Consider the following 21,530-nt stretch of genomic DNA (forward strand, 5'->3'; position numbering starts at 1 on the left):
AATTACTGAACGGTAAAAGAAACAATATTTTAGTAAACCTTCGGAAGTACTGTTTTTTCCAAAACATTTATACATTTGCAAATCTATCTTTACATCCCGTGAAGTATATTATTATCACGGGCGGAGTTTTGTCAGGTCTTGGAAAAGGAATAACAACCTCAAGTATTGGCAGATTGCTTATCTCAAGAGGTTTTAAAGTCACAGCTATCAAAATAGACCCTTATCTGAATTGCGACGCAGGCACAATGAATCCCTATCAGCATGGGGAGGTTTTTGTTTTAGAAGATGGCAGCGAGGTAGACCTTGATTTAGGTAACTACGAAAGGTTTTTAGAAGTGAACTTAACAAGTACTCATAATATTACGACAGGCAAAATTTACAGAGCTGTAATTGAAAAAGAGAGGAAAGGTCTATACTTGGGGGAGACTGTACAAATAATTCCTCATATAACAAATCAGATAAAAGAAGAGCTGAAGAAGGTAGCAAGCGCTTCTAAAGCTGATATTGTGCTTGTAGAGCTTGGCGGTACTGTAGGCGATATTGAGAGCATGCCTTTTTTAGAAGCAGTGCGACAGCTTCATAGAGAAGTAGGCGGTGAAGAGAACTGCGTTTTCGTGCATACAACTTTAGTGCCTGTAGTAGGACCTGTTGACGAGCAGAAGAGCAAGCCTACACAGCATTCTGTGCGCGAATTAAGAGCGCTCGGCATACAGCCTGATTTGATTGTAGGAAGAGCTAAAAAAGAGTTAGATTACGAGGTAAAAAGAAAAATTTCTTTGTTTTGCGACGTGCCTTTAGAAGCGGTAGTGAGCGTAGCTGATACAAAAACAATTTATCGAATACCCATGGAGCTTGAGAATCAGCATTTAACTGACTATTTGCTGAAAAAGCTAGGACTGCAGGAACGGAAGAAAGACTTAGAGGAATGGGAAAGATTTACAAATAGAATTCTCAATCCTGATAGTGAGATAGAATTAGCGATAGTAGGTAAATACGTCCATCTTAAAGATTCTTATATAAGCTATATTGAGAGTTTAAATCACTGCAGTGCTCAAACTGGTATAAAATCGAATATAAAGTGGATTGAAGCTGAAGAGCTAGAAAAAGGCGAAACCGCTCTGCTGGAGGGGGTGCATGGCATAATAATTCCAGGTGGCTTTGGAGAAAGAGGCAGTGAAGGGAAAACTATTGCTATAAAATATGCCAGAGAGAAAAAAATACCGTTTTTAGGAGTATGCTTCGGCTTTCAGCTAGCTGTTGTAGAATATGCTAGAAACGTGCTAGGGCTAAAAGATGCTAATTCCACTGAATTCAAAAAAACATCTCACCCAGTAATAGATATCCTTCCAAGTCAGCGTAAAGTAAAAGAACTAGGCGGTACAATGCGCTTAGGCTCTCATCCAATAATAATAAAGAAGCGCTCTCTTGCTTATTCACTCTACAAAAAGACTAAAATATACGAGCGCCATAGGCACAGGTACGAGGTAAATCCCAAATACATAGAAAAGTTAGAAAATGCAGGATTGAACTTTACAGGTAAATCGCAAGACAGAAAAAGAATGGAAATATTAGAGTTAAAGGAGCATCCCTATTTTATAGCAAGTCAATTTCATCCTGAGTTCAAGTCAAGATTAACTGCTCCTGCACCTCTATTCCTAGGGCTGGTAAAAGCAGCGAAAGAGTTCAAAATCACTTCTTAGAAAATTTCCACGTCAATATAAAAGCGACTGCGCATACAGAAATAGCAGATGTAGTGATAAAGACAGGCAATCCTACAGGAAGCAATTCTTGTGAAGATAGTTCTGTCACTACCGGCATTATTGTGCAATAAATATAGAGTTTGATTATAGGATAGAATATTCCTATAATAGAGCATGCAAACCCAAAAGCTCCAAAAGGTAGCCACTTATCGAATTTTAAAAGGACAATGCCTGAAACGAAGATTATCAGTGTAATTATGCCATCTATTGTCCAGCCTCTCGTGCCAATATCTATTCTAGCAATGATGTTTATTACTGCAGCAATAATTATTAATATTCCAGCTATGAGCCTTGGCTCGAGCTTCTTCGCAACTTTTATTTCCTTACTTACCTCAAGTGCAGTCATATAAAAAGTAAACATCTTATGGGCAGATATATTTTTCTTGCAAAAACAAATATTAAATATCGAAAAGTTTATTGGCACTTATATGCGCATTTACATAGAGCCACACGGCTGCAGTCTTAGCTACGGGGAAGCAGAGTTAATGCAGCAGTTAGCAGAGGAAATAGGTTTTGAGCAGGTAGCAAATGAAAGCGAGGCAGATGTTCTGGTTTTGCATACCTGTGCAGTTATAGAGAGCACAGAACGCAAAATGTATACGAGAATAGAGAAGCTAAAAGGATTGGGAAAGCCTTTCGTTGTTTCAGGCTGCTTGGCAAGTATTGCAGGTAATAAAATTACAGAGCTAGCTCCTGAAAGTGTAATTCTGCCTGCACAGGAGCTAGAAAAATTCAAAAATATTTTAGAAACTTTTACAAGCGCAAATTTAATGCAAGCGCCCAAACAGCGAAGAAAAGAAATTTCTGCTGTAATACCTATTGCTACAGGCTGTTTAGGCTCCTGCAGCTTCTGTATTACTAGAATTGCAAGGGGCGAGTTGAGAAGTAAGGCAGTAGAATATGTTTTAAGGCAGGCACATCTAGCTTTAGAGCGAGGCGCCAGAGAACTTAGACTTGCAGCCCAAGATACTGCGTGCTACGGTATGGATATTGGCAGTAGTTTGCCGGAACTTGTTAGTAAAATTGCAGCTCTTGAGTATGAGTTTAGACTTAGAATAGGAATGATGAATGTAAACACAGCTATTCCTATACTTCAGAAATTAATTTCATGCTATGACAGCGAAAAAGTTTATAAATTCTTGCATTTACCTCTGCAGTCAGGCAGCCAGAGAATACTCTATAAAATGGCTCGTAACTATTCTATCGAGGATTTTATGAAAATAGTAGCTGAGTTTAGAAGAAACTTTCCTAATCTTACACTTTCTACAGACCTAATTGTAGGTTTTCCTGGCGAAACAGAAGAAGACCATCGAACGACAGTGAGCTTGATCAAAGCGCTAAAGCCGGATATTGTGAATATAAAAGCATTCTCTCCAAGAGCAAATACTAAAGCATTCAATTTAAAGCCGAGAGTGAATTCTAAAGTAGTGAAGGCGCGCACAAAAGAGCTATCAGAGCTGAGGCTAAGGATAAGCAAAGAAAATTTTGAAAAGTATGTGGGCAGCGAGCAGAGAATATTAGTTACGGAGCGCGGCAAGCACAATACCTTCGTAGGAAGGACTTCTTGCTATAAGCCCGTAGTACTAAAAGAAAGTGTAGCGCTCGGCAAGTTTGTACACACGAAAATAACAAAAGCCGAAAGTACATATCTTTTAGGAGAGTTAGCAAATTTCACTACCCAAGCTAAAATTTAGCTCTCTTATAGAGGCCACATCCTCTTAACAAGTTCCACAGTTACTGCAATGCCTATGCACAGCCCTATAACTAATCTTGGATCTACTTTTAGCGCTACTTCTTCTTCGGCATCAAAATATCTAACCAACCCTGCTGCAGAATGGAAACCTTCTCTCTTTTTACCTTTTCTTTCAGGCATTTTTACCTTTTCCAAACCTCTTCAGGAAGTTCGTCGTAAACAGAATAATCTTCAGTACCTTTTTTCTTTTCCAGCTCTTTAGCAACTTTTACAGTCTCAAAAATTTTATCTTTATGCAGTCGCCAATAATGCACTCGCCATTCTCTACCGTCGTTAAGTGTGACCTCTTCACGCTCTGTGAGCAGCAAACCATACTCCTCAAGAGTATAAAAAGCGTCTCTATCCTCAGGCTCCAATACATTATCTATGATTCTATCGTTAAATCCGAAGAAGTTGAGTACATGACGAGCCATTCTCACAGCATCTTCTTCGGTAAGCCCTCTCTTATCAATATTGTTTCTGATTGCTTTAGCTAAATCCTCAATTGTAATTATTTTAAAACCGTCGTTCATTTTTTCTGCTTTTTTAGCCCCCTTATAAGTCACATTCTAATATTGTAGCGTTCCGACTATATAAACATTGCGAAGCCACAAAGGTTAAGCTCTTATAGTAGTTTTTTCGAAGTCGTGTTTAGAGGATTTATATCTGTAGATATAGGCGCGCTACCTGAGCTGGTGAGATTTGGAAAAGAGCTTGAAGGTATTGAGGGTTTAAGACTTGTAGCGCCTGAAAAAGCGCATCTAACACTCAAATTCTTGGGTAATGTAGATGAGAGCAAGCTAGAAAAGATCGAAGAAATAATGGAGAAAAGCGTTGAAGGAGTAAAGAAATTCAAGCTCAGACTTAAAGGTGCAGGAGCATTTCCAAATTTAAACAGACCCCGTGTCATTTGGATAGGGCTGGAAAGCCCGGAAAGCTTACCTAAGATCGCAAATTATTTAAATGAGAATTTACAAGCTTTAGGCTTTGAAAAAGAGGCTAGAGCTTTCTCACCACATGCAACGATCGCAAGGGTGAAAATATTAAGAGACAGAGAAAAACTTCAAGCTCTAATTAGGAAAAACAGGGATAAAGAGTTTGGCGAGCTAGAAATAAGCTCTATAAAATTAAAGAAGAGCGTTCTCACTCCTAAAGGGCCTGAATATTTCACTCTAAAGGAAATCTACTTTCTAGCAAGCAATTTTTCGAAAAGCGAAGGTAAATGTATGAGGTAAGTACCATCTTTCCTTACTATCACAGGCGACCGCTCCAAGAGCGATTCCACGTCAATTTCGTAAACTCCGCTTTCTAAAATATTGACAACCTCAGGCTGTTTAATTACTTCATCTCCTGTAGACTTCTTCTGAGTAATTTTAGGTACGAGCTTCTCAACCTCACGCTTCGCTCGCTGCTTCTTTACCTTCTTAACTCCCAGTATTCTTCGCTCTTTTGCCTCTATAACTTCGCCTCTTCGCTTTTCAGGCTCGTACTGAAGCCACTCTTCGCGAACAGCTTTTTCTGCAATTTTAGGCTCTTTTGTGAGAATATCTCTAACCAAGAATTTAATATCCTTACTAGCAAGCTCAGTTAGTTTCTCGCGCTCCTCCTTCCCCAAAGGTCTTTCTGTAAAAAAGAATCTTGTACCGCCGCAGAAAGGGCAGCCTTTTAAAATGTTGCTTGACCCTTCAGGGAAGCTCTCACCACATTTCAAACACTGATGTGGCATTTTCAAAGCTCTCCAACAACAGCTTTTCTTGTGAGTATCATTGCCTCTATAACTTTGCTATCTTTATGAATTGTCTTGAGTAAGTGGGCAGGCCCTATAACAGTCATTCTTGAAGTGCGCAATGTCCTCTTGAAAATGCGACTCAGCCAATTCCTTCTAATATCGCTCTCTGCATAGCGCTCTATCTCTATGCCTATAAAAGTCTCATTGTCTATTTCGCCCATTGTCTTCTCTATTAACTGGATTTCTTCAATCGGCGAAAGCCCGCGCTCTAGTACAAGCACTGTACCGCTCTTTACTTCATCTATTATGAATTTGATCTTCTCAGGAGTTGTGAACTCGTTCATCTTTTGCATCGAGATCAAATTTATTCTCACGCCATCTTCTTTGCGCAACATTTTCTTTTTCAGCACCTCTTACCTAAAATACCTCACCATATTTCTGTAAAGCGTATCTACGTTATAGCCTGTAAGTGCAGAAACAGGCACAACAGGGTGTTGTGGAAACGCATCCCTTATAACGCTCGGCGAGGCGTTAGGTAAATCTATTTTATTCGCTACTATAAGTAGGGGTAGCTTCCTAGCAACTAAATTGCCAAGTATTGTAATGTTCACTTGAGTGAAAGGGTCTTCTGCAGTATCCATAACAAGTAGTACGCCGTCAATACTATCAAGCCATTTTATAGCTTCTATAACGCCCTCAGTAGCTTCTTTGGCTCTGCGCCTGCTCTCATCTTCAGTTAGACCATAAACGTCCATAAAATTATGAAAATCTACTTTAGTAGCTATACCAGGGGTATCAACAATATCCAGTCTTAAAGAAGTGCCGTCAGCTTGTATTACCACATTGTTCTTCATTCTAGCGCGCCTTGTCTCGTGCGGTATCGGCGAAGTTGGACCCATTACCTCACCAGTCCAGTCTCTAAGAATTCGATTTGCTAGAGTTGTCTTTCCTGAGTTTGGCGGACCATAAATTCCTATTCTTAAATGCTTCCTTCTGAAAAATTTTCTTAAAAACCCGCTTAACGATAGTTTTTTTATTGTTGCGAGGAACCCCATCCCCTTATCACCAACTATTATTAAGGTAATAACCTGTATATAAACTTTTATTATCTTCCAAACAGTTATAATCTTATGTTACTCAAATTATTCTGGAAAGAAGGCTGTAAAAAATGCGAGCAAGCTAAAGAAATATGCAGAGCGAGTAGTATTGAGGTAGCAGAATTTAATATTGATACTGTAGAAGGTCTAGCCGAAGCTTGCTACCATCAAGTAACTCTAACTCCTACAATAGTGTTAGTAGATGATAACGATAAAGAGCTGAAAAAATGGCAAAGTATTTTACAGGCTAAGGAGGAGCTTAAGCATTTAATCTTCCAACTCAATTTAAAAAAGGCAAATGCTAATCAAAGGAATAGTTGAGACTTCATTTCTAGACTGGGATGGTAAAATTTCTACAGTGCTCTTTGTGCCCAAGTGCAATTTCTCATGCCCTTACTGCCAGAACTGGCAGTTAATTGAGCACACTGAAAAATTTGGAGAAATAAGTTTTGAAAGGATAAAAAAATTTCTGCTTGAAAGGAAAGATTTTGTTGACGGAGTATGCATTACAGGCGGAGAACCGACTCTTTACAAAGACCTTCCTGAGTTTGCTAGTGCATTAAAAGAGCTTGGCTTCGGCATTAAACTCGATACTAACGGCTCTGTACCAGAGATGATTGAAAAGTTAATTATAGAAAAACTTGTAGATTATGTAGCGCTTGATTTTAAAGCCCCTTTTGAAAAATACAATCTAGTTACTCGCGTAAATGCGCCTATTGCTAAAATCAAAGAATCAATTTCTATATTGATGAACTCGAGCATAGATTACGAATTTAGAACTACAGTTGTGCCAACGCTTTTAGATGAGAATGATATTTTAGAAATTGCAAACTGTATAAAAGGGTGCAAAAGATACGTCCTTCAACAATTTGTACCTTCAGAAGCTCGTAACGAAGAGCTAAGAAAGCTCCAGCCTTATTCTAAGGAAAAACTAGAAAAAATCGCAGAAAGGGCTAAAGAATATATAAAAGAAGTTAAGCTTAGAGGAGTTTGGTGAAATAGGAAGATTAAAGAAGCGCAAAACTGAACAGCACTAAGCAACCAGCAAGTTTAATATTCCCTTTACTCATTATATTTCCTCAGTGGAAGTTTACGAAGCTATAAAAGCAAGGCGCAGTATAAGGAGCTATAAGTCGGAGCCTATACCTGAGGATAAGTTGAGAAAAGTATTGAGTGCTGCAAGACTAGCCCCTTCAGCCAAAAATTTACAGCCTTGGAAATTTATTGTAGTGAGGGACGAGGAAACAAAGAGGAAACTTGTAGGCGCTTGCAACAATCAGAAATTTATTGCAGAGGCGCCTGTGGTAATAGTGGCATGCGCTTTACCGGATGAGGCTTTTGCATTTCTAGGAGGCTATACTTCAAGCTGGTTACTAGATTTGGGAATTGCGTTTGAGCATATTATGCTCCAAGCGACTGAAGAAGGCTTCGCTACTTGCTGGGTAGGCAGTTTTAAAGAAGAGAAAGTAAAAGAGGTTTTAGGCATTCCTGCAAATATAAGAGTAGTTGCGCTAACTCCTTTAGGCTATGCAAACGAAGTTCCAGAAGCAAGGGCTAGAAAACAGCTTGAAGAGATTGTTTGCTACGATAAATGGAGTTAAGCTCAATGTGATGAAAAAATGGTACTACCAATGAGTGTATTGGAAAAAGCGCTTGATACCAGAATTAGCTTACTTCTAAAAGACAATCGCATACTAGAAGGCAAACTTGTAGGCTATGACGAATATATGAATTTAGTACTTGAAGATGTGGAGGAGCAGACTGCAGAGCGTACAAGAAGGCTGGGTACTACAATACTGAGAGGCAACAACGTTGTAAGCATAGCCCAGAAATAATATGGAGGCTGTAATTTTAGCGGGCGGCTTAGGCACAAGGTTGAGACCTTTGACTTATACAAGGCCTAAACCTTTACTACCTATTTTGAACAAGCCTATGATACAGAGATTTCTAGAAACCATTCCTAAAGAAGTTGATAAAGTAATAATTCCTTTGAACTATCTTAGAAACATGGTAGAAGATTTTTTAAAAAGTATTGATTCCGGCAAGGAAATTATATGTATTGAGGAGAAAGAGCCTTTAGGCACCGGCGGAGCTGTTAAAAACGTAGAAAATTATTTATCAGATACTTTCTTAGTTCTTAATGTAGATGTTATTTCTTCAATTGACCTTTCTGATTTCATTAAATTCCATCGCGCTAATAAAGGAATAGCAACAATATCAGCATGGCCTGTAGAGTTTCCAGAAGAGTTCGGTGTAATGGAATTAGACAAGGATAAAAGAATACTGAGGTTCCAAGAGAAGCCTAAGCGCGAGGAAGCATTCTCTAATCTTATCAATGCAGGCGCTTATGCTTTAGAGCTAGAGATTTTAGATTATATTCCAAGCAACAAATTCGTATCTATGGAAAGGGAAATTTTTCCTATAGTTTTAGATAAGCGCATGTACGGGTACGAGTTCGAGGGCTACTGGCTTGATACCGGGAGGCCTATAGATTATATTAACGCGCATAAAATACTGCTTGAAAAAATAGATAAAGAAGTTGGTATCAATACAAAACTCGGTAGAAGAGCGTCTCTAGAAAATCATATTCTAATAGGTAATAACTGTGAAGTTGACGGTGCTATTCAAGAATACTCATGTCTTGGGAATAATGTAACTGTTAGCAAAGGCAGCACAATTAATAGCTCAGTACTCATGGCTAACGTAAAGATAGGCAAAAACTCGGTAATAAAGCGCTCAATTTTGGGCGAAGGCTGTAAAGTAGGTAATAAAGTTACCCTTGTGGATACTGTGCTTGGCGATGGCTGCGTTATAAATGACAATATTAGACTTCTAAATGCCAAGCTAGATCCTAACGAAGAAATGTAGAATTACTGCAAGCGCGCCAAAAAGCAAGAGCCACAAAAGTAAGCTCAAAGTAGTTGAAATTTTTTCTGCGGCTCTGCACTCTATTATTCTATATCCTATATTATTATAAATGTTCAGCTCAGCGTAAGTGGAATTTTCAATTACAGCACAAATCAAATGCCTGCCTGGAGTTAAGAAAGTATAATTAAAAGAAAGCGTTTTGATAGTATAGGCATCAACAGAAATATTTTCGTAATAAATTAATTTTGTAGTGCTACGAGAATAGTCATAGATTTTTAGACTTGCGTTTGTAGCCGCACCATAATTTCGTACTGTGATAGAAACACAAATAGTTTCTTTATGATAAGGCTCTAAAGTAGAGAGCTCAATATTTTTAAGCTCTAGCTCATGGAGCGAGCTGATTTGTAAAACAGCAAAAGTGCAGAGTCTAGCGACTTCGGCTATAAAACTAAAATTTAATTTGTCTGAGGTATCGTTTGCAGAATGTAAGTAAGGATAGGAAAAATTCCATAAGTTTCTATAGTAATCCTCGCTTACTAGGACTGCTGGCGTACCTCTTTTCCAAAAAGGTGCCTGATCACATACTGCCTGAGCATCTAAATATTTCCGAATAGAAAGCCCAATCCGGCTCTCCAAGCATACTTGCTCTATAGCAGATGCAAGCCAATCAGAATCGTAATTATAAGTTAACGTTAAATTTGAGTTGTGCGGATAGCCAACCATATCAAGGTTAATCATCCCAATTAATGTTTTATTTTCTGAGACCAATCTCTCAGCATAATGCTCAGAGCCCTTCATCCCCTGCTCTTCTCCACAGAACGCAACAAACTGAATACTTGCATTAAGGTTATACTTAGCTGAAGCTAATACTCGCGCACACTCCAAAACCACAGCTATGCCAGATGCATCGTCATTTGCACCTGGAGCCGGAGCGTTAGGATTAGATGGTGACTTTACCTCATCAAATAAATTTATAGTATCGTAATGAGCGCTAAGAATGAACGTTTGAGCTGAGCTACCATTAAGTGTACCAATAACATTTCTCAGGGTTACATTATTATAAACAAATTCATCATATTCTACCCACAGCCCGAACCCGTTCATCACTTCAAAGAGCCATTTCGCAGCTAGGGTTGAATTATTAGAAAAAGAATATCTTGTGCCGAAACTTTGAAGAGTTTGGATATATTCTCTAATGTTATTTTCAGAGACATCTTCCAAAAGATCGTTAGGCGAATTATTCTCAGAATCGGCACTCACCGCGCTGGTTGAACATAACAATATTGTAATAACGATAATCCATCCAAATCTTCTTGCGCTCATCAATACATTAATTACTCTCAATATATATCCTTTTTATTGATATGGTAAAAGTAGCGCTAGTGAAATGCAAAAGCTACGCGCAAGCTGAAGTTAAATCTTCGATCCACAGAGCTTTAGAGCTTATTGGTGGAGTGGAGAGAATAATAAAACCAACCCAAAAAGCGCTTCTCAAGATCAATCTCCTCCTAGCGAAAGAGCCTGAGTATGCCGTGACCACGCATCCCATTATTGTTAAAGCAGTTGCAGAGCTTGTGAAAGAGCTAGGGGCAATACCTGTTGTAGGCGAAAGTTCCGGAGGCGTTGATACTACTGAAAGAGCTTTTGAGGTCTGCGGTATTAAAAAAATATGCTCTGAGAATGATATAGAGATTATAAATTTCGAGCGAATGCCTACAACAAAAACAGCGATTCAAGCTGTCGGAAGAGCTTTACCTCTAGCTAAACCTTTGTTTGATGCAGATATTGTAGTATCACTACCTAAACTAAAAACCCATACTTACATGCTCTATACGGGCGCTGTAAAGAATTTTTTCGGCGCTCTGCCGGGCGATTGGAAAAATTTAGCGCATAGACTTGCGCAAGAGCCTAGTAAATTTGCAAATTTACTTCTAGATATCTTACTGATAATAAAGCCAAAACTCGCAATTATGGATGGAGTAGTTGGAATGGAAGGAAATGGCCCCAGCGCAGGCAAACCTATAGCCACAAACTTAATTCTGGCAAGCGAAGATTGCTTAGCACTCGATTTCGTAGCTTGCAAGCTGATTGGCTACAACCCTCTCGGGGTATATGTTATCAGGGAAGCGCTGAGGAGGAAACTTTTTGAACCTGAGGAAATTGAGGTTGTAGGCGAGAAATTAGAAAAAGTAAGAATTGATTTTAAGAAACCGGTTTCAGAGCTCAGCAAGAACGTCTTCCCAAAAGTGGATCCAAAAAAATGTAGGCAATGCTGGTTATGTGTGAACTCATGCCCTGTAAATGCGCTTTCAAAAAACAAATTCCCTATCCTAGACAAAAAGAAATGTATCCAGTGCTACTGCTGCCACGAGCTCTGTCCTGAGAGTGCTGTGATATTAAGGTAAAAAAAGAGTTTAAAAGTCGCGTATAGAGAAAAGCGGTAAAAGGTTATAAAAGTGGCGCTGATTGGGAGGAATTACAGATAACGTTTGCGGATAAAAGAAGTTGCCGAAAGCAATTTAAGGAAATCTTTGATTTTCCTTTTATTCGCTGTTAGGCGACCTGAAGGACAAAATTTCATAGCGATCACACAAGGAAACCCCAACCTTTAGGTTGGGAGAGGAGTCGCGTTGTTTAGAAAAGAACCAGGTTTTAAATTACGATATCCAAGAGGCCACTTTTGGAGCAGAGGTAAGTTTTACAGAACCATTGGAGGTACAGATTTAAAAACGACTATCGAGTATGTGAAAGGACAAAAAGAGTTGCATCAGACCACACTAAAGCAGTTCGCAGTCTAGGAAACCACACCGTTTACGGTGTGGAGGATGTCATTTTACCTCACCTATAGCCCGTAGCGTATATGCTGTGTTATCTGACGTTCGGTACGAATCATGTTATTCTCCCGTATCCACATATTCCGACACGCGGAGAATTAACTACTGGCAGGAGCATGTCTTCGCCACACTCATGTTTGCGAGCACACCTATCGCAAAGCCATCCTTTGCCCCAAGGACAAGAACGACAGACCCACGTAGCAATTTTTCCACAAGAGATGCAGACTAGCGAAGGCGGGTCATTCCTTGCTAGTAGCTGAATCGGCGCGCCTCCGATTTTACCTTCGCGTTCTGTCACGACTTTCAATGCAAGCTCAGTTGTTGTCCCGAAATCGTATTCGTAATAGAATTTCAGCCTTGGAGCAAGTACTTTGCCCAAAGCAATATCCATATCCCTTCCACCAGAAACAAAACCTATACTTACCCACATTGAATCTATCCCTGCACCGGTTATGTATCTTGCTTCCTGAATGGTAAATGCGCTCATGTGTCCGCAGCATTCTACCCAGATATCTCTGAGGAAATCATCTAGGTCTTCAAGTGTTGCATTGGCTGGTGCTTCGAGATGCAACCAATACTCGGGCAGGTAGCGCCCTTCCGCCACAATATGAAAGATTTTTGTTTTTGAATGCCCCTTCTCCTCCAATGATGCTTCTAACGCAGCTTTTCTTCGCTTACATGACTTCAGATGTTTAGTCATTGCAGATTTTGAGAAGGTGTCTCCGCAAAAACTGCATTTTCCATTCGATTCCAGCCTCTCCATTTTCTGCTTGCTCATTTTGAGACCTCCTTACCTGTATGTCTGTTCGACTTTATAAACCGAATATCAGATAACGTTTCCAGCATAAAAGAAGTTTTTGCTGAAGGAAGGCTGGAGGCAAAAATTTGGGTCGGAGCAACCAACGGGAGCGAAGCTAGATACTCGGCTGTTATGCGAAGTCCATGAAACTTGTATTTGCTCATTCTTCAATCTTTGCGAGATAATTATCTATTTCTCTTTTAAACTCAGAATAAATGTCAGAGATGTTGTCCATTAAAGGCTTTAATTTTCCTTCATCTATTAGAAAACCGTAAGCATGCGTGAAGAAATGGCGAAAGAATAGATACCTACCTAATTTGTCTGCTGTTTTCTTCGTTATAAAATTATGCTTAACAGCCAAATTCAATAACTCTTTATGCCATGTAGGGGTATCAGGTATTGATATGCTCTTGTGCGATAATAATTGTTTCAAAATGTTTTCCATCCCTGTATAGATATTTTGAAGATACGCTCCTATTCCTACAAGAACTACGAGTTCTTTACCGCGCCTGTCTTTCACCTTTTCTAATTCGGTCAAAACTTTTGTTATATTTTCCATCTCCGCATAAATTTTTTCTTTTACGCTAGCCATATAAAACCAGTCCGTCTTTTTCTATAAGTTTATTAAATAAACACTTTTTACTTAAATCAATAACATCCACAGGTTTGGATAAATCTCTATATAACTCCCAACAAAAATCGAAGAATAACCTAGGAACTATACCTTTTACACCTATATCTATATCTCGCGCATCTATCCTATCTTTCGATGAACCGAAAAGAATAACTTTTTCTAACTTATACTTTTTTGCGTACGTTAATATTATATTCTTGTCTTTCTCGGATATCATTATATGCTATATATTCTTTAGGATATATTTGGATTTCGCCTAACGGTTGGGGCGTATGCGAAGTTCTGCCGAAGGCGGAATTTGGGTGAGCGTAGCGAACCGCATACACCGTGTTAAGTGACCCGAGCGGTAGCGAGGGCGAGCAACCCGAAGGGTTGCGAAGAGTTCCGAGCCCCGCTTTTTTCATGTCCTACCTCTCCATCTTATTAAATGCTTGTATTAGTAGAACGACTTTCTTTAGTATTGAATCGATGTTATCGGTTGGAGAATATTTATCGTGTTGTTTTTGTAAAATACTAAATGGTTTTGTAGATAAAAATTTTAGGGCGTTCTCTATTTCATCTATATCATAATTACATCCTTGTCCTAAGAGTGCTATACGTAAGTCATTACCCGAAAATGTCGCAATATTGGCTTTCTCAAAGTGTTTTAAAATTGGTAGGGTTTTAGCAACAACGTCTATTAACTTTTCTTGGTCGATTGTGGACGGTGGAATATCCTCTGGAGTAATCATGCTCTTACTAGAGTCGAATAAAATCTCTACGATTCGCTTCGTCTCATACGGATAGGTAGCATGATTTTGTAAAAGCCTGCAAATTGCCTCAGTTTCAATAAGCACGATTCCCCTCTTTTTAGCGGTTTCTCTAATATACCCTTCTGAGAATCCAGGAGCCACTACGCCTATATGTTTCGCTCGATATTTTTCACTTTCTTTATATCTGTCCATTGCATCAAAATTAATATATCGTTCTGTTATTACACCTTCTTTCGTGGTCTTGGAATCGAGAATTATATTGAGTTCGTCGTTGATAAAAATATCAGGCTCATCTCTTCCACCCATATGCTTAGCAGAAAATCCTAAAGCCTTAAAAGCTTCGACTAACGCTTTCTCAAAAATAGAGGGATTTTCGCTATCACGCTGTGCTACACGCAATTTTTTTATTAGTGGTAATTCCGTTACGACCGGCGGCTCTGTGGGCTCAACGATACCGCCCCCAGATATTTTATAGCATTTTCTGTAGAAGGCTGAAGGTATATGATATCCCCTTCTTTTAGTTTTTCAAAAAATGGCTTACATGCAAGTCTTAATATTCTGTTATTCTTATAATGTAAGAACTTTTTACCTCTAAAAACCCCACCAAGTGTTTCTATTTCGAAAGCTTGGTCGAGATACCTGCTGAATAATTTTATTGCTTGGTTATAATCTTCAACACCGATCAGTATTTGTCCGTATTTAATTTCCCACGATTTCATTATATGTTTAATTCCGTTCATTTTTTATCCCTCCTATAGCGGGCTTCGGAATTTCACTTAACGCTTTGCGGATAAAAGAAGTTGCCGAAGGCAATTTGGGCGAAGCGTAGTCTTTTACACCTGTTATACGGTGTCGGCTGCTATACATTATCGGCTTAAGGTTTTATTGATTCTTTAATCCCCCTTTGCTCTTTCTTTCGTTCCTAGTTTCTCTTCAATCCTAGTTATTCTTATATTCGTATAAGCTCCCATTGCCCCAATTAATAAAGCTAATCCGCATACTGTAGTCATCCAGTTATGCATTAAAAAACCAATAATCCAGCATGCCGATCCTATAACGATAAATACCCACATCATTATTTTCAATTGTGTTTCTTTCATTTCTCGCTCACTTTCACATTCTGGCGTATGAGCACATAATCTAAAATACGCACCCTTTCTTGCGATGAAAATAGAACTTGTATATTCATATGCTTAGAACGGAGTTCATAATATATGAACTTTTAGTTCGTAGATCGTGAACTATTAGTTCGGATAGCATGAACTATAGATAGGTGGCATGTTCTGCGAATTTACTATGGCGATTTGCTCGCTTGCTGGCAATTCGCCAAAAATAAAAAATTTTGATTGCGGAGCAATGTAAATTTTTTCTCTCTAGCAGACACACTCTTTCTTGAGATTTTTATCCAAACTCAAAATGTGGTTGTGTAAAGAGCTGGCTAGGAGATGCATATTTTCAGCAGCGTATTTCGTTGGCAGTTCTCTTCTGTAGTATATATTTGATCTATTTAAATTCCATAACCTTCTTAACATTTCTTCAGCAGTCTTTAAGTATTAGGCCTGCTTTCGCACCCAGTTCGGTCTCGCCCGCTCCAACTGCCCCCTGTATCTCTATAAGAAAAGGAGATTGTTATATGCGGGTGTCGGGATTCTCGATTTTGCGCAAGTTTTCATCTTCTCTCGGATTTTGCCTCGCAAAATCTTCGAACCCGAGTATTTGGCTATTTTCAGCAAGTGGCGAAAAAGAAGTGCTTAGAATTACTTACGTAATTCTACGTTCTTTGCTTTTGAATTTCAATCGTAGTTGCGATAGCAACCTTCGTACTTTTAAGGGGGCTGCTTCACAAACCCTTGCTTCTCTTCTTTTTCCGTCAACGCTTTTTCTCCTCTTGTAAAGAGAAGAAAAAGGGCTGTGGAAGGCCAATATCCTAACCAGGCTAGATTACACCCGCTTAGCTTTGGAATGGAAATGCGTTGTGAAAGCATTTAAGTTTTCGCAACCCTTAAAGAATTATTATGCGCAATTTACGTGCCTTGCTCATGGTCCTAGGCGCCGTTCTGATATGGGCTGCATCTTATCCTTTGATAAAAATCGCGCTTGGAGATGTAACTCCAATTTTACTTGGCGCTTTGAGACACCTTATTTTCATCCCTCTTTTAGGTATTCTTTTTCTAAAATCTGGTAAAAATATTTTCACCCATTCGAAAATAGATTGGATCCTCTTTATAGGTATAGGGCTGTTTGCAATTGCTCTTCCCAATATTCTACAAAACATAGGTATGCTTTATACAACAGCTTCGCTCTCAAGCATAATCCAATCCTCTGGGCCTATATTCACACTCTTCTTGGCAGTGATTTTTTTAAAAGAATCTCTGGGCGCGAAAAAGATTTTAGGCGCACTACTCGCGCTTTTCGGCGCTGTAATGCTAGTCACAGGAGGGCAGATACAATTTACAGGCACATTTTACGGCAATTTTCTAATACTGCTCTCAGGTCTCTCTTATTCAATCTCAGGTATTATCACAAAAAAAGCGCTAGAGAGACACAGCCCCTTTGTAATACTAAGTTACGGTATAATGATAGGATTTGTAGTTTTAGCCTGCGCATCGCTAATCACAGAGCCTGTAGCCTCTATTAAATTTCTACCAATCCACGCATGGGTTGTTATTTTGCTCTTAGCACTCTTCCCCAGTTTTATAGCATCTTGGCTCTGGTATAAAGTTCTTATTTCCGCAGAACTTTCAAAACTAGTCCTTTTTATCTACCTGATGCCTGTGTTCGCAGTTGGAATCTCTTATCTAATGCTCCGTGAAACTATAGGCTACGATACTGTCTTATTTGCAGCTCTAGTCATAGGCGGCATTGCCTTAGCTCAGAAAGGTTAGAGATGGGTCTGCTGAGATTTGAACTCAGGTCTCCGGCTCCCGAAGCCGGAAGGATTGACCAAACTACCCCACAGACCCAAGCGCCTATGAATGTAAAAATAGTTATGGTTGGCTAAATAGTTATCTTTTTAGTGGTCTTGATTGGGGGCTGCACTATTTGGAGCTATAAGAAAAAGCAAGAGTTAAAAAAGAAGAGGCTTTGAAGCGCAGAGAAAAGAATTCGACAATTGTTGAACTCTATCTACGACACATTTAAATAGGATAAAAACTCATTCCCTTTGAGGAAAGATGGAAGTTGCTGAAAAGCTTGCTAGCGAATTTGTACTCTCTAATAGTGTTGGCACGACTTTAAGAAAATGGCGCAATATTTTTGAGCTATCGCAGCGCGAGCTAGCAGCTAAATTGAAAATTTCACCGAGTGTAATTAGCGATTACGAAAGCGGTAGGAGAAAAGCGCCTAGCGTTAAAACAGCAAAGAAAATAGTTGAAGCCTTAGCAGAGCTCGGCATAGCCAAAGGTAAAATATCCAAAGAAGAAGTGGGCGGATTGGCCGTTAAAGTAAAAGATTTTCTAATACCAGTAAGAGCTAAAGATTTTATTAGAGCTATTGGTGGAATGGTTATCGCAGGTAAAAATTATGCCCAAAGATATCTTCACGGCTGCACTATTTTGGACAGCTTAAAGACTATCACCTCCCTTAATTCTTCAGATTATCTTAAAATTTATAGCTATTCTACAGAACGAGCACTCATATTTACAGGCGTTAAGTATGGGCGCTCACCAATGGTAGCAATAAGAGCTCATCCTCTAAAGCCTGCTCTGGTCGTTTATCAAAAGCCTAAAAGAGTAGATAAGCTCGCGCTTGAGCTCAGCGAACTTGAAAGAATCCCGCTCGTCGTTACTGAGCTTAGTTTAGAAAATATAATATCAAAAATAGAAAAATTTAGGTGAGAAAGATGGCTGGGATTGTGAGCTACGGCGCTTATGTGCCAAGATATAGAATAGAGGCGAAAGAGATAGCTAGAGTCTGGGGTGCTGACGAGAACATAGGTAAAGCGCTAGGTATAATAAGCAAGAGCGTACCTGGTATTGACGAAGATGTAGCTACTATTTCTACAGAAGCTGCTAGAAGCGCGCTAAAAAAGTGCAAAATTAATCCTCAAGAGATAGGCGCAATTTATGTAGGCTCTGAGAGCCATCCTTATGCTGTGAAGCCTACCGCCACAATAGTTGCTGAAGCAATCGGCGCTAGTAATTATTCAACTGCTGCAGACTATGAGTTTGCTTGCAAAGCAGGCACAGCGGCGATACAAACATGTCTTGGGCTTGTAACGTCAAAAATGATCAAATTTGGTTTGGCTATAGGAAGCGATACTTCTCAAGGTGCTCCAGGCGATCCTTTGGAATATACTGCTAGCGCAGGAGGCGCTTGCTTTATTATAGGAGAAGACTCAGTAGTTGCTGAAATTGAGCATACAGCATCTTTTACTACCGATACCCCCGACTTCTGGCGTAGAGAAGGTCAGAATTATCCAAGCCACGCAGGTCGCTTTACTGGTGAGCCTGCCTATTTCAAGCATATTATAGCATGTGGTAAAAAATTATTTGAACTTGCAAAAAGTAGTCCAGAAGATTATCAATATGCTGTTTTCCATCAGCCAAACGGTAAATTTCCTGTACGAGTAGCAAAGATTTTAGGGTTTAGTGAAGAGCAAATAAAAGCAGGATTGCTAACACCGCGAATAGGCAATACATATTCAGGCTCAACAATGCTAGGAGTGTGCGCTATTTTAGATATTGCTAAGGCTAATGATAGAATATTCGCAGTATCTTACGGCTCAGGAGCTGGTAGCGATGGGTTCGATATTAAAGTAACTGAGAATATCGAAAAGATTAACAGAAACCCTAAAGTTGAAGATATAATAAAAAATGCCAGATTCATAGATTACGCAACTTATGCAAAGTTAAGAGGTAAAATTCGGATTGGTGAATAGCAAATGAGAGAAGTTGTGGTTATTGGTGTAGGAATGACTAAATTTGGAGAGCTCTGGAATAAATCTTTAAGGGATTTAATTGTAGAAGCAGGTTTGAAAGCTATAGCTGATGCAGGAGTTACAAGTAATGAGATTGATGCACTCTACGGTGGTTGCATGTCAGCAGGGCAATTCATTTCTCAAGAGCATGTTGCCGCCCTAATCGCTGATTTTGCAGGTTTAGCAACTAAAAAAATACCTGCAATTAGAGTAGAAGCTGCTTGCGCTAGTGGTGCTGTAGCTTTAAGACAAGCCTATCTTGCAGTTGTTTCAGGTGCGCACGATATTGTTGTTGCCGGCGGTGTAGAAAAAATGACTGATGTGGATGAGAGCATTGCAACGCAAGCTTTAGCTACTGCAAGTGACCAGGAATGGGAAGCTCTTCTGGGATTAACGTTTCCAGCACTCTATGCATTAATTGCTAGGAGGCATATGCATGAATATGGCACTACGAGAGAGCATTTAGCTAGAGTGGCTGTAAAAAATCATAAAAACGCATGCTTGAACACAAATGCACAATACAGGAGTGAAATTACTATAGAGCAAGTACTAAAAGCCCCTTATGTAGCAGAGCCTTTGACTGTGCTAGACTGCTCGCCAATAAGCGATGGCGCTGCCGCTTTGGTGCTTTGCAGTCTAGAAAAAGCGAAATCGCTTAAACTTGACACTACTGTAAAAATTCTAGCTAGTGCTCAGGCAAGTGACACCCTTGCTTTGCATTCTAGAAGCTCTTTAACTACTTTTGAAGCAACTGTAGCAGCTGCAAGACAAGCTTATAAGCAAGCGCGTATTGAGCCTAAAGATGTAGATGTGGCAGAAGTTCACGATTGCTTTACAATTGCAGAGATTTTAGCAGTTGAAGATCTGGGGTTTGCGGAAAAAGGCAAAGGCGGCAAAGCTTTAGAAGAAGGAATTTTCGATCTTAGTGGCGAATTGCCAATTAATACATCTGGCGGTTTAAAAGCTTGCGGCAATCCTCTTGGCGCTACAGGTATAGCGCAGGCAGTAGAAATTGTTAATCAGTTAAGGGGCAGAGCTGAAAAAAGGCAGGTAAAAGATGCAGAAATAGGCTTGACTCATAATGTTGGCGGTAGCGGAGCTACCTGCGTAGTACACATTTTCGGGAGGTGCTGAGAAATGCCTGTACCTAGATTCTGGCGTGAAACTCAAAGGCGCTACAATATTGTTGGCAATGAATGCACTGTATGTAATACAAAATATTTTCCTCCTCGTATAGTATGTCCCAAATGCCATCGCGCTAGTATAGGAAAAATGAAAGATTTTAAGTTTAGCGGAGAAGGCGAAATTTTAACTTATACTGTTGTTCATAATGGTATTGACGCTTTTGAATATCAAGTTCCCTATGTAATGGCTATCATTGAGCTTAAAGAAGGAGCTCGCGTTACAGGGCAAATTGTAGATGTAGAGATTGAAAATGTAAAAATAGGTATGAAAGTTGAGAGTACTTTCAGAAAAATTGGTGAAGATGGAAAGTCAGGAATGATTTATTACGGATATAAGTTCAAGCCTATGAAATAGTAAGCAACCCTATCCTAAGTGCGGGAGGTATTAATGAATAATAATAAAAATTTTAGAAGACCGACACGAGAAGAAAGGAATCATCAGACATGAAAATTCTCACCCATGTTTGTTGTGCGCCTTGCTTTACCTACGTGCATAAAAAGTTGAAAGAAGAGGGAAATGAGGTTATAGGATTTTGGTACAACCCTAATATTCATCCTTTTCTTGAGTACAGGGCTAGATTAGAGAGCTTGCTGAGATATCAAGAGCTTGAAAATGTAGAAATTATTTATAAAGATGAATATAATTTGAAGGAATTTTTGAAAGGGCAAGTAAATGCAAAGGATAGGTGCAAGTTCTGTTACGAGCATAGGTTGAGAGAAACTGCAAAGACTTCGAAAGAAAAAGGCTTTGAAGCTTTTACTACAACCCTACTTGAATCACCTTTCCAAAAGCACGAGTTGATAAAAGAGATTGGAGAAAAAAGCGGGAAAGAATTTGGGGTTAAATTTTATTATGAAGATTTTAGAGCTGGACATGAGCAAGGAAAGAAACTAGCAAGCGCTTTGTCACTTTACAGGCAGCGGTACTGCGGGTGCATTTTTTCTGAACATGAGAGGTTTGGGAAAAGAGTAGGAAAGATGTTAAAGGAGGCAAGTGTTTTCAACAAAAGTATCGAAAAGTTGTAGCACTCACGAGGGAAAAGATATCTGTTTTGGGGCTGAATTTTTTGAAGAGGTTTGGGTTTGTTGTGGCGGGTGGTTTTTTGGAGTTAAAAATATGCAACGGGCTTAAAAAAAATCGTCATCTCTTAACTAATTTCCTCAAATTTTATGGACGATTTATAAGTGTACAATTCTTTAATGAGCTATAAAAAATGACAAGA

At 39.3% G+C, this 21,530-nt stretch carries 28 protein-coding genes and 2 tRNA genes; 15 read left to right on the forward strand and 15 right to left on the reverse strand.

The genetic code is table 11. From position 1 onward, the window contains the following. The first annotated feature begins 98 nt into the window (after nt 1-98). Nucleotides 99-1,700, forward strand: a complete 1,602-nt coding sequence (pyrG, locus tag QMD21_03845) for a CTP synthase (glutamine hydrolyzing) (GenBank protein MDI6855900.1) — start codon at nt 99-101, stop codon at nt 1,698-1,700. On the opposite strand, the gene QMD21_03850 is transcribed toward pyrG, so the two are convergent. Then, on the reverse strand, nt 1,690-2,106 hold the full coding sequence (locus QMD21_03850) for a hypothetical protein (protein ID MDI6855901.1): 417 nt from the start codon (nt 2,104-2,106) through the stop codon (nt 1,690-1,692). The two genes, pyrG and QMD21_03850, sit on opposite strands and share 11 nt — an antisense overlap. A gap of 82 nt (nt 2,107-2,188) precedes the next feature. Between QMD21_03850 and QMD21_03855 the strand changes: the two genes are divergently transcribed. Then, entirely contained in the window at nt 2,189-3,454 is a 1,266-nt protein-coding gene (locus QMD21_03855; protein ID MDI6855902.1) for a tRNA (N(6)-L-threonylcarbamoyladenosine(37)-C(2))-methylthiotransferase, read from the forward strand. A 5-nt stretch (nt 3,455-3,459) separates the two neighbouring features. Here the strand turns inward: QMD21_03855 and QMD21_03860 are convergent, their stop codons facing one another. Continuing rightward, complete coding sequence (locus tag QMD21_03860; GenBank protein ID MDI6855903.1) at nt 3,460-3,633, reverse strand: preprotein translocase subunit Sec61beta; 174 nt, start codon at nt 3,631-3,633, stop codon at nt 3,460-3,462. Between the two features lie 2 nt (nt 3,634-3,635). Beyond that, on the reverse strand, nt 3,636-4,058 hold the full coding sequence (locus tag QMD21_03865; protein ID MDI6855904.1) for a hypothetical protein: 423 nt from the start codon (nt 4,056-4,058) through the stop codon (nt 3,636-3,638). A gap of 81 nt (nt 4,059-4,139) precedes the next feature. Between QMD21_03865 and thpR the strand changes: the two genes are divergently transcribed. Then, nucleotides 4,140-4,727: an RNA 2',3'-cyclic phosphodiesterase gene (thpR, locus tag QMD21_03870; GenBank protein ID MDI6855905.1), complete on the forward strand. Its 588-nt coding sequence runs from the start codon at nt 4,140-4,142 to the stop codon at nt 4,725-4,727. Here the strand turns inward: thpR and QMD21_03875 are convergent. The 3 genes from QMD21_03875 to QMD21_03885 are packed head-to-tail and all read right to left on the reverse strand — an operon-like array spanning nt 4,676 to nt 6,276. Next, nucleotides 4,676-5,218, reverse strand: coding sequence for a Zn-ribbon containing protein (locus tag QMD21_03875; protein ID MDI6855906.1), 543 nt, complete (start codon nt 5,216-5,218; stop codon nt 4,676-4,678). The two genes, thpR and QMD21_03875, sit on opposite strands and share 52 nt — an antisense overlap. Nucleotides 5,219-5,220: 2 nt before the next feature. Continuing rightward, on the reverse strand, nt 5,221-5,616 hold the full coding sequence (locus tag QMD21_03880) for a DUF2073 domain-containing protein (GenBank protein MDI6855907.1): 396 nt from the start codon (nt 5,614-5,616) through the stop codon (nt 5,221-5,223). Nucleotides 5,617-5,634: 18 nt separating this feature from the next. Continuing rightward, a complete protein-coding gene (locus tag QMD21_03885; protein ID MDI6855908.1) occupies nt 5,635-6,276 on the reverse strand; it encodes an Era-like GTP-binding protein in 642 nt (213 codons plus the stop codon). A 75-nt stretch (nt 6,277-6,351) separates the two neighbouring features. Here QMD21_03885 and QMD21_03890 point away from each other — a divergent pair, with 75 nt between their 5' ends. From QMD21_03890 to QMD21_03910, 5 genes are all read left to right on the forward strand, one after another. Beyond that, nucleotides 6,352-6,639 (forward strand): hypothetical protein, encoded by a 288-nt coding sequence (locus QMD21_03890; protein MDI6855909.1) that lies wholly within the window; start codon nt 6,352-6,354, stop codon nt 6,637-6,639. Then, complete coding sequence (locus QMD21_03895; protein MDI6855910.1) at nt 6,617-7,315, forward strand: anaerobic ribonucleoside-triphosphate reductase activating protein; 699 nt, start codon at nt 6,617-6,619, stop codon at nt 7,313-7,315. Before QMD21_03890 ends, QMD21_03895 begins: the two co-directional genes overlap by 23 nt. 85 nt (nt 7,316-7,400) lie before the next feature. Further along, nucleotides 7,401-7,919: a nitroreductase family protein gene (locus QMD21_03900; protein ID MDI6855911.1), complete on the forward strand. Its 519-nt coding sequence runs from the start codon at nt 7,401-7,403 to the stop codon at nt 7,917-7,919. An 18-nt stretch (nt 7,920-7,937) separates the two neighbouring features. Then, complete coding sequence (locus tag QMD21_03905) at nt 7,938-8,153, forward strand: LSM domain-containing protein (protein ID MDI6855912.1); 216 nt, start codon at nt 7,938-7,940, stop codon at nt 8,151-8,153. Between the two features lies 1 nt (nt 8,154). After that, nucleotides 8,155-9,186 carry an NDP-sugar synthase gene (locus QMD21_03910; GenBank protein ID MDI6855913.1) on the forward strand — a complete coding sequence of 344 codons (1,032 nt, stop codon included), beginning with the start codon at nt 8,155-8,157 and terminating at the stop codon, nt 9,184-9,186. Here the strand turns inward: QMD21_03910 and QMD21_03915 are convergent. Beyond that, nucleotides 9,163-10,509: a M20/M25/M40 family metallo-hydrolase gene (locus tag QMD21_03915; protein MDI6855914.1), complete on the reverse strand. Its 1,347-nt coding sequence runs from the start codon at nt 10,507-10,509 to the stop codon at nt 9,163-9,165. The genes QMD21_03910 and QMD21_03915 overlap by 24 nt on opposite strands. A gap of 41 nt (nt 10,510-10,550) precedes the next feature. On the opposite strand from QMD21_03915, the gene QMD21_03920 reads away from it, so the two are divergent. Continuing rightward, nucleotides 10,551-11,591, forward strand: coding sequence for a DUF362 domain-containing protein (locus tag QMD21_03920; protein ID MDI6855915.1), 1,041 nt, complete (start codon nt 10,551-10,553; stop codon nt 11,589-11,591). A gap of 484 nt (nt 11,592-12,075) precedes the next feature. Here QMD21_03920 and QMD21_03925 read toward each other — a convergent pair whose 3' ends face one another. The 7 genes from QMD21_03925 to QMD21_03955 all read right to left on the reverse strand — a co-directional run bounded on the left by QMD21_03925 (nt 12,076) and on the right by QMD21_03955 (nt 16,156). Further along, nucleotides 12,076-12,798, reverse strand: coding sequence for a hypothetical protein (locus QMD21_03925; protein MDI6855916.1), 723 nt, complete (start codon nt 12,796-12,798; stop codon nt 12,076-12,078). 181 nt (nt 12,799-12,979) lie between these two features. After that, nucleotides 12,980-13,411 carry a hypothetical protein gene (locus QMD21_03930; protein ID MDI6855917.1) on the reverse strand — a complete coding sequence of 144 codons (432 nt, stop codon included), beginning with the start codon at nt 13,409-13,411 and terminating at the stop codon, nt 12,980-12,982. After that, complete coding sequence (locus tag QMD21_03935) at nt 13,404-13,670, reverse strand: hypothetical protein (GenBank protein MDI6855918.1); 267 nt, start codon at nt 13,668-13,670, stop codon at nt 13,404-13,406. Before QMD21_03935 ends, QMD21_03930 begins: the two co-directional genes overlap by 8 nt. A 190-nt stretch (nt 13,671-13,860) precedes the next feature. After that, on the reverse strand, nt 13,861-14,604 hold the full coding sequence (locus QMD21_03940; GenBank protein ID MDI6855919.1) for a hypothetical protein: 744 nt from the start codon (nt 14,602-14,604) through the stop codon (nt 13,861-13,863). A gap of 23 nt (nt 14,605-14,627) precedes the next feature. After that, nucleotides 14,628-14,945, reverse strand: a complete 318-nt coding sequence (locus QMD21_03945; protein ID MDI6855920.1) for a hypothetical protein — start codon at nt 14,943-14,945, stop codon at nt 14,628-14,630. 153 nt (nt 14,946-15,098) lie between these two features. Next, entirely contained in the window at nt 15,099-15,305 is a 207-nt protein-coding gene (locus QMD21_03950; protein ID MDI6855921.1) for a hypothetical protein, read from the reverse strand. Nucleotides 15,306-15,839: 534 nt separating this feature from the next. Then, nucleotides 15,840-16,156, reverse strand: a tRNA-Gly gene (locus tag QMD21_03955). Between the two features lie 88 nt (nt 16,157-16,244). Here QMD21_03955 and QMD21_03960 point away from each other — a divergent pair. Further along, nucleotides 16,245-17,090, forward strand: coding sequence for a DMT family transporter (locus QMD21_03960; GenBank protein ID MDI6855922.1), 846 nt, complete (start codon nt 16,245-16,247; stop codon nt 17,088-17,090). 3 nt (nt 17,091-17,093) lie between these two features. Here QMD21_03960 and QMD21_03965 read toward each other — a convergent pair. Beyond that, a tRNA-Pro gene (locus QMD21_03965) sits at nt 17,094-17,168 on the reverse strand. A gap of 210 nt (nt 17,169-17,378) precedes the next feature. On the opposite strand from QMD21_03965, the gene QMD21_03970 reads away from it, so the two are divergent. The 5 genes from QMD21_03970 to QMD21_03990 all read left to right on the forward strand — a co-directional run bounded on the left by QMD21_03970 (nt 17,379) and on the right by QMD21_03990 (nt 21,333). Continuing rightward, nucleotides 17,379-18,041 (forward strand): helix-turn-helix domain-containing protein, encoded by a 663-nt coding sequence (locus QMD21_03970; GenBank protein MDI6855923.1) that lies wholly within the window; start codon nt 17,379-17,381, stop codon nt 18,039-18,041. A gap of 5 nt (nt 18,042-18,046) precedes the next feature. Then, nucleotides 18,047-19,084, forward strand: a complete 1,038-nt coding sequence (locus QMD21_03975; protein ID MDI6855924.1) for a hydroxymethylglutaryl-CoA synthase — start codon at nt 18,047-18,049, stop codon at nt 19,082-19,084. A 3-nt stretch (nt 19,085-19,087) separates the two neighbouring features. Further along, nucleotides 19,088-20,257, forward strand: coding sequence for a thiolase domain-containing protein (locus QMD21_03980; GenBank protein ID MDI6855925.1), 1,170 nt, complete (start codon nt 19,088-19,090; stop codon nt 20,255-20,257). Nucleotides 20,258-20,260: 3 nt separating this feature from the next. Next, nucleotides 20,261-20,662 (forward strand): Zn-ribbon domain-containing OB-fold protein, encoded by a 402-nt coding sequence (locus QMD21_03985; GenBank protein MDI6855926.1) that lies wholly within the window; start codon nt 20,261-20,263, stop codon nt 20,660-20,662. A gap of 89 nt (nt 20,663-20,751) precedes the next feature. Continuing rightward, entirely contained in the window at nt 20,752-21,333 is a 582-nt protein-coding gene (locus QMD21_03990; protein ID MDI6855927.1) for an epoxyqueuosine reductase QueH, read from the forward strand. The last annotated feature ends 197 nt before the right edge of the window (nt 21,334-21,530 follow it).

The sequence above is a fragment of the Candidatus Thermoplasmatota archaeon genome (assembly GCA_030018475.1).
In the GTDB taxonomy this organism is placed as follows: domain Archaea; phylum Thermoplasmatota; class JASEFT01; order JASEFT01; family JASEFT01; genus JASEFT01.

Bases quoted from the DNA above. Each gene is read 5' to 3' on its own strand.
- QMD21_03850 (MDI6855901.1), bottom strand. From the start codon at position 2,106: ATGACTGCACTTGAGGTAAGTAAGGAAATAAAAGTTGCGAAGAAGCTC.
- QMD21_03855 (MDI6855902.1), top strand. From the start codon at position 2,189: ATGCGCATTTACATAGAGCCACACGGCTGCAGTCTTAGCTACGGGGAA.
- QMD21_03860 (MDI6855903.1), bottom strand. From the start codon at position 3,633: ATGCCTGAAAGAAAAGGTAAAAAGAGAGAAGGTTTCCATTCTGCAGCA.
- QMD21_03875 (MDI6855906.1), bottom strand. From the start codon at position 5,218: ATGCCACATCAGTGTTTGAAATGTGGTGAGAGCTTCCCTGAAGGGTCA.
- QMD21_03880 (MDI6855907.1), bottom strand. From the start codon at position 5,616: ATGTTGCGCAAAGAAGATGGCGTGAGAATAAATTTGATCTCGATGCAA.
- QMD21_03885 (MDI6855908.1), bottom strand. From the start codon at position 6,276: ATGGGGTTCCTCGCAACAATAAAAAAACTATCGTTAAGCGGGTTTTTA.
- QMD21_03890 (MDI6855909.1), top strand. From the start codon at position 6,352: ATGTTACTCAAATTATTCTGGAAAGAAGGCTGTAAAAAATGCGAGCAA.
- QMD21_03895 (MDI6855910.1), top strand. From the start codon at position 6,617: ATGCTAATCAAAGGAATAGTTGAGACTTCATTTCTAGACTGGGATGGT.
- QMD21_03905 (MDI6855912.1), top strand. From the start codon at position 7,938: ATGGTACTACCAATGAGTGTATTGGAAAAAGCGCTTGATACCAGAATT.
- QMD21_03910 (MDI6855913.1), top strand. From the start codon at position 8,155: ATGGAGGCTGTAATTTTAGCGGGCGGCTTAGGCACAAGGTTGAGACCT.
- QMD21_03915 (MDI6855914.1), bottom strand. From the start codon at position 10,509: ATGAGCGCAAGAAGATTTGGATGGATTATCGTTATTACAATATTGTTA.
- QMD21_03920 (MDI6855915.1), top strand. From the start codon at position 10,551: ATGGTAAAAGTAGCGCTAGTGAAATGCAAAAGCTACGCGCAAGCTGAA.
- QMD21_03925 (MDI6855916.1), bottom strand. From the start codon at position 12,798: ATGAGCAAGCAGAAAATGGAGAGGCTGGAATCGAATGGAAAATGCAGT.
- QMD21_03930 (MDI6855917.1), bottom strand. From the start codon at position 13,411: ATGGCTAGCGTAAAAGAAAAAATTTATGCGGAGATGGAAAATATAACA.
- QMD21_03935 (MDI6855918.1), bottom strand. From the start codon at position 13,670: ATGATATCCGAGAAAGACAAGAATATAATATTAACGTACGCAAAAAAG.
- QMD21_03945 (MDI6855920.1), bottom strand. From the start codon at position 14,945: ATGAACGGAATTAAACATATAATGAAATCGTGGGAAATTAAATACGGA.
- QMD21_03950 (MDI6855921.1), bottom strand. From the start codon at position 15,305: ATGAAAGAAACACAATTGAAAATAATGATGTGGGTATTTATCGTTATA.
- QMD21_03960 (MDI6855922.1), top strand. From the start codon at position 16,245: ATGGTCCTAGGCGCCGTTCTGATATGGGCTGCATCTTATCCTTTGATA.
- QMD21_03970 (MDI6855923.1), top strand. From the start codon at position 17,379: ATGGAAGTTGCTGAAAAGCTTGCTAGCGAATTTGTACTCTCTAATAGT.
- QMD21_03975 (MDI6855924.1), top strand. From the start codon at position 18,047: ATGGCTGGGATTGTGAGCTACGGCGCTTATGTGCCAAGATATAGAATA.
- QMD21_03980 (MDI6855925.1), top strand. From the start codon at position 19,088: ATGAGAGAAGTTGTGGTTATTGGTGTAGGAATGACTAAATTTGGAGAG.
- QMD21_03985 (MDI6855926.1), top strand. From the start codon at position 20,261: ATGCCTGTACCTAGATTCTGGCGTGAAACTCAAAGGCGCTACAATATT.
- QMD21_03990 (MDI6855927.1), top strand. From the start codon at position 20,752: ATGAAAATTCTCACCCATGTTTGTTGTGCGCCTTGCTTTACCTACGTG.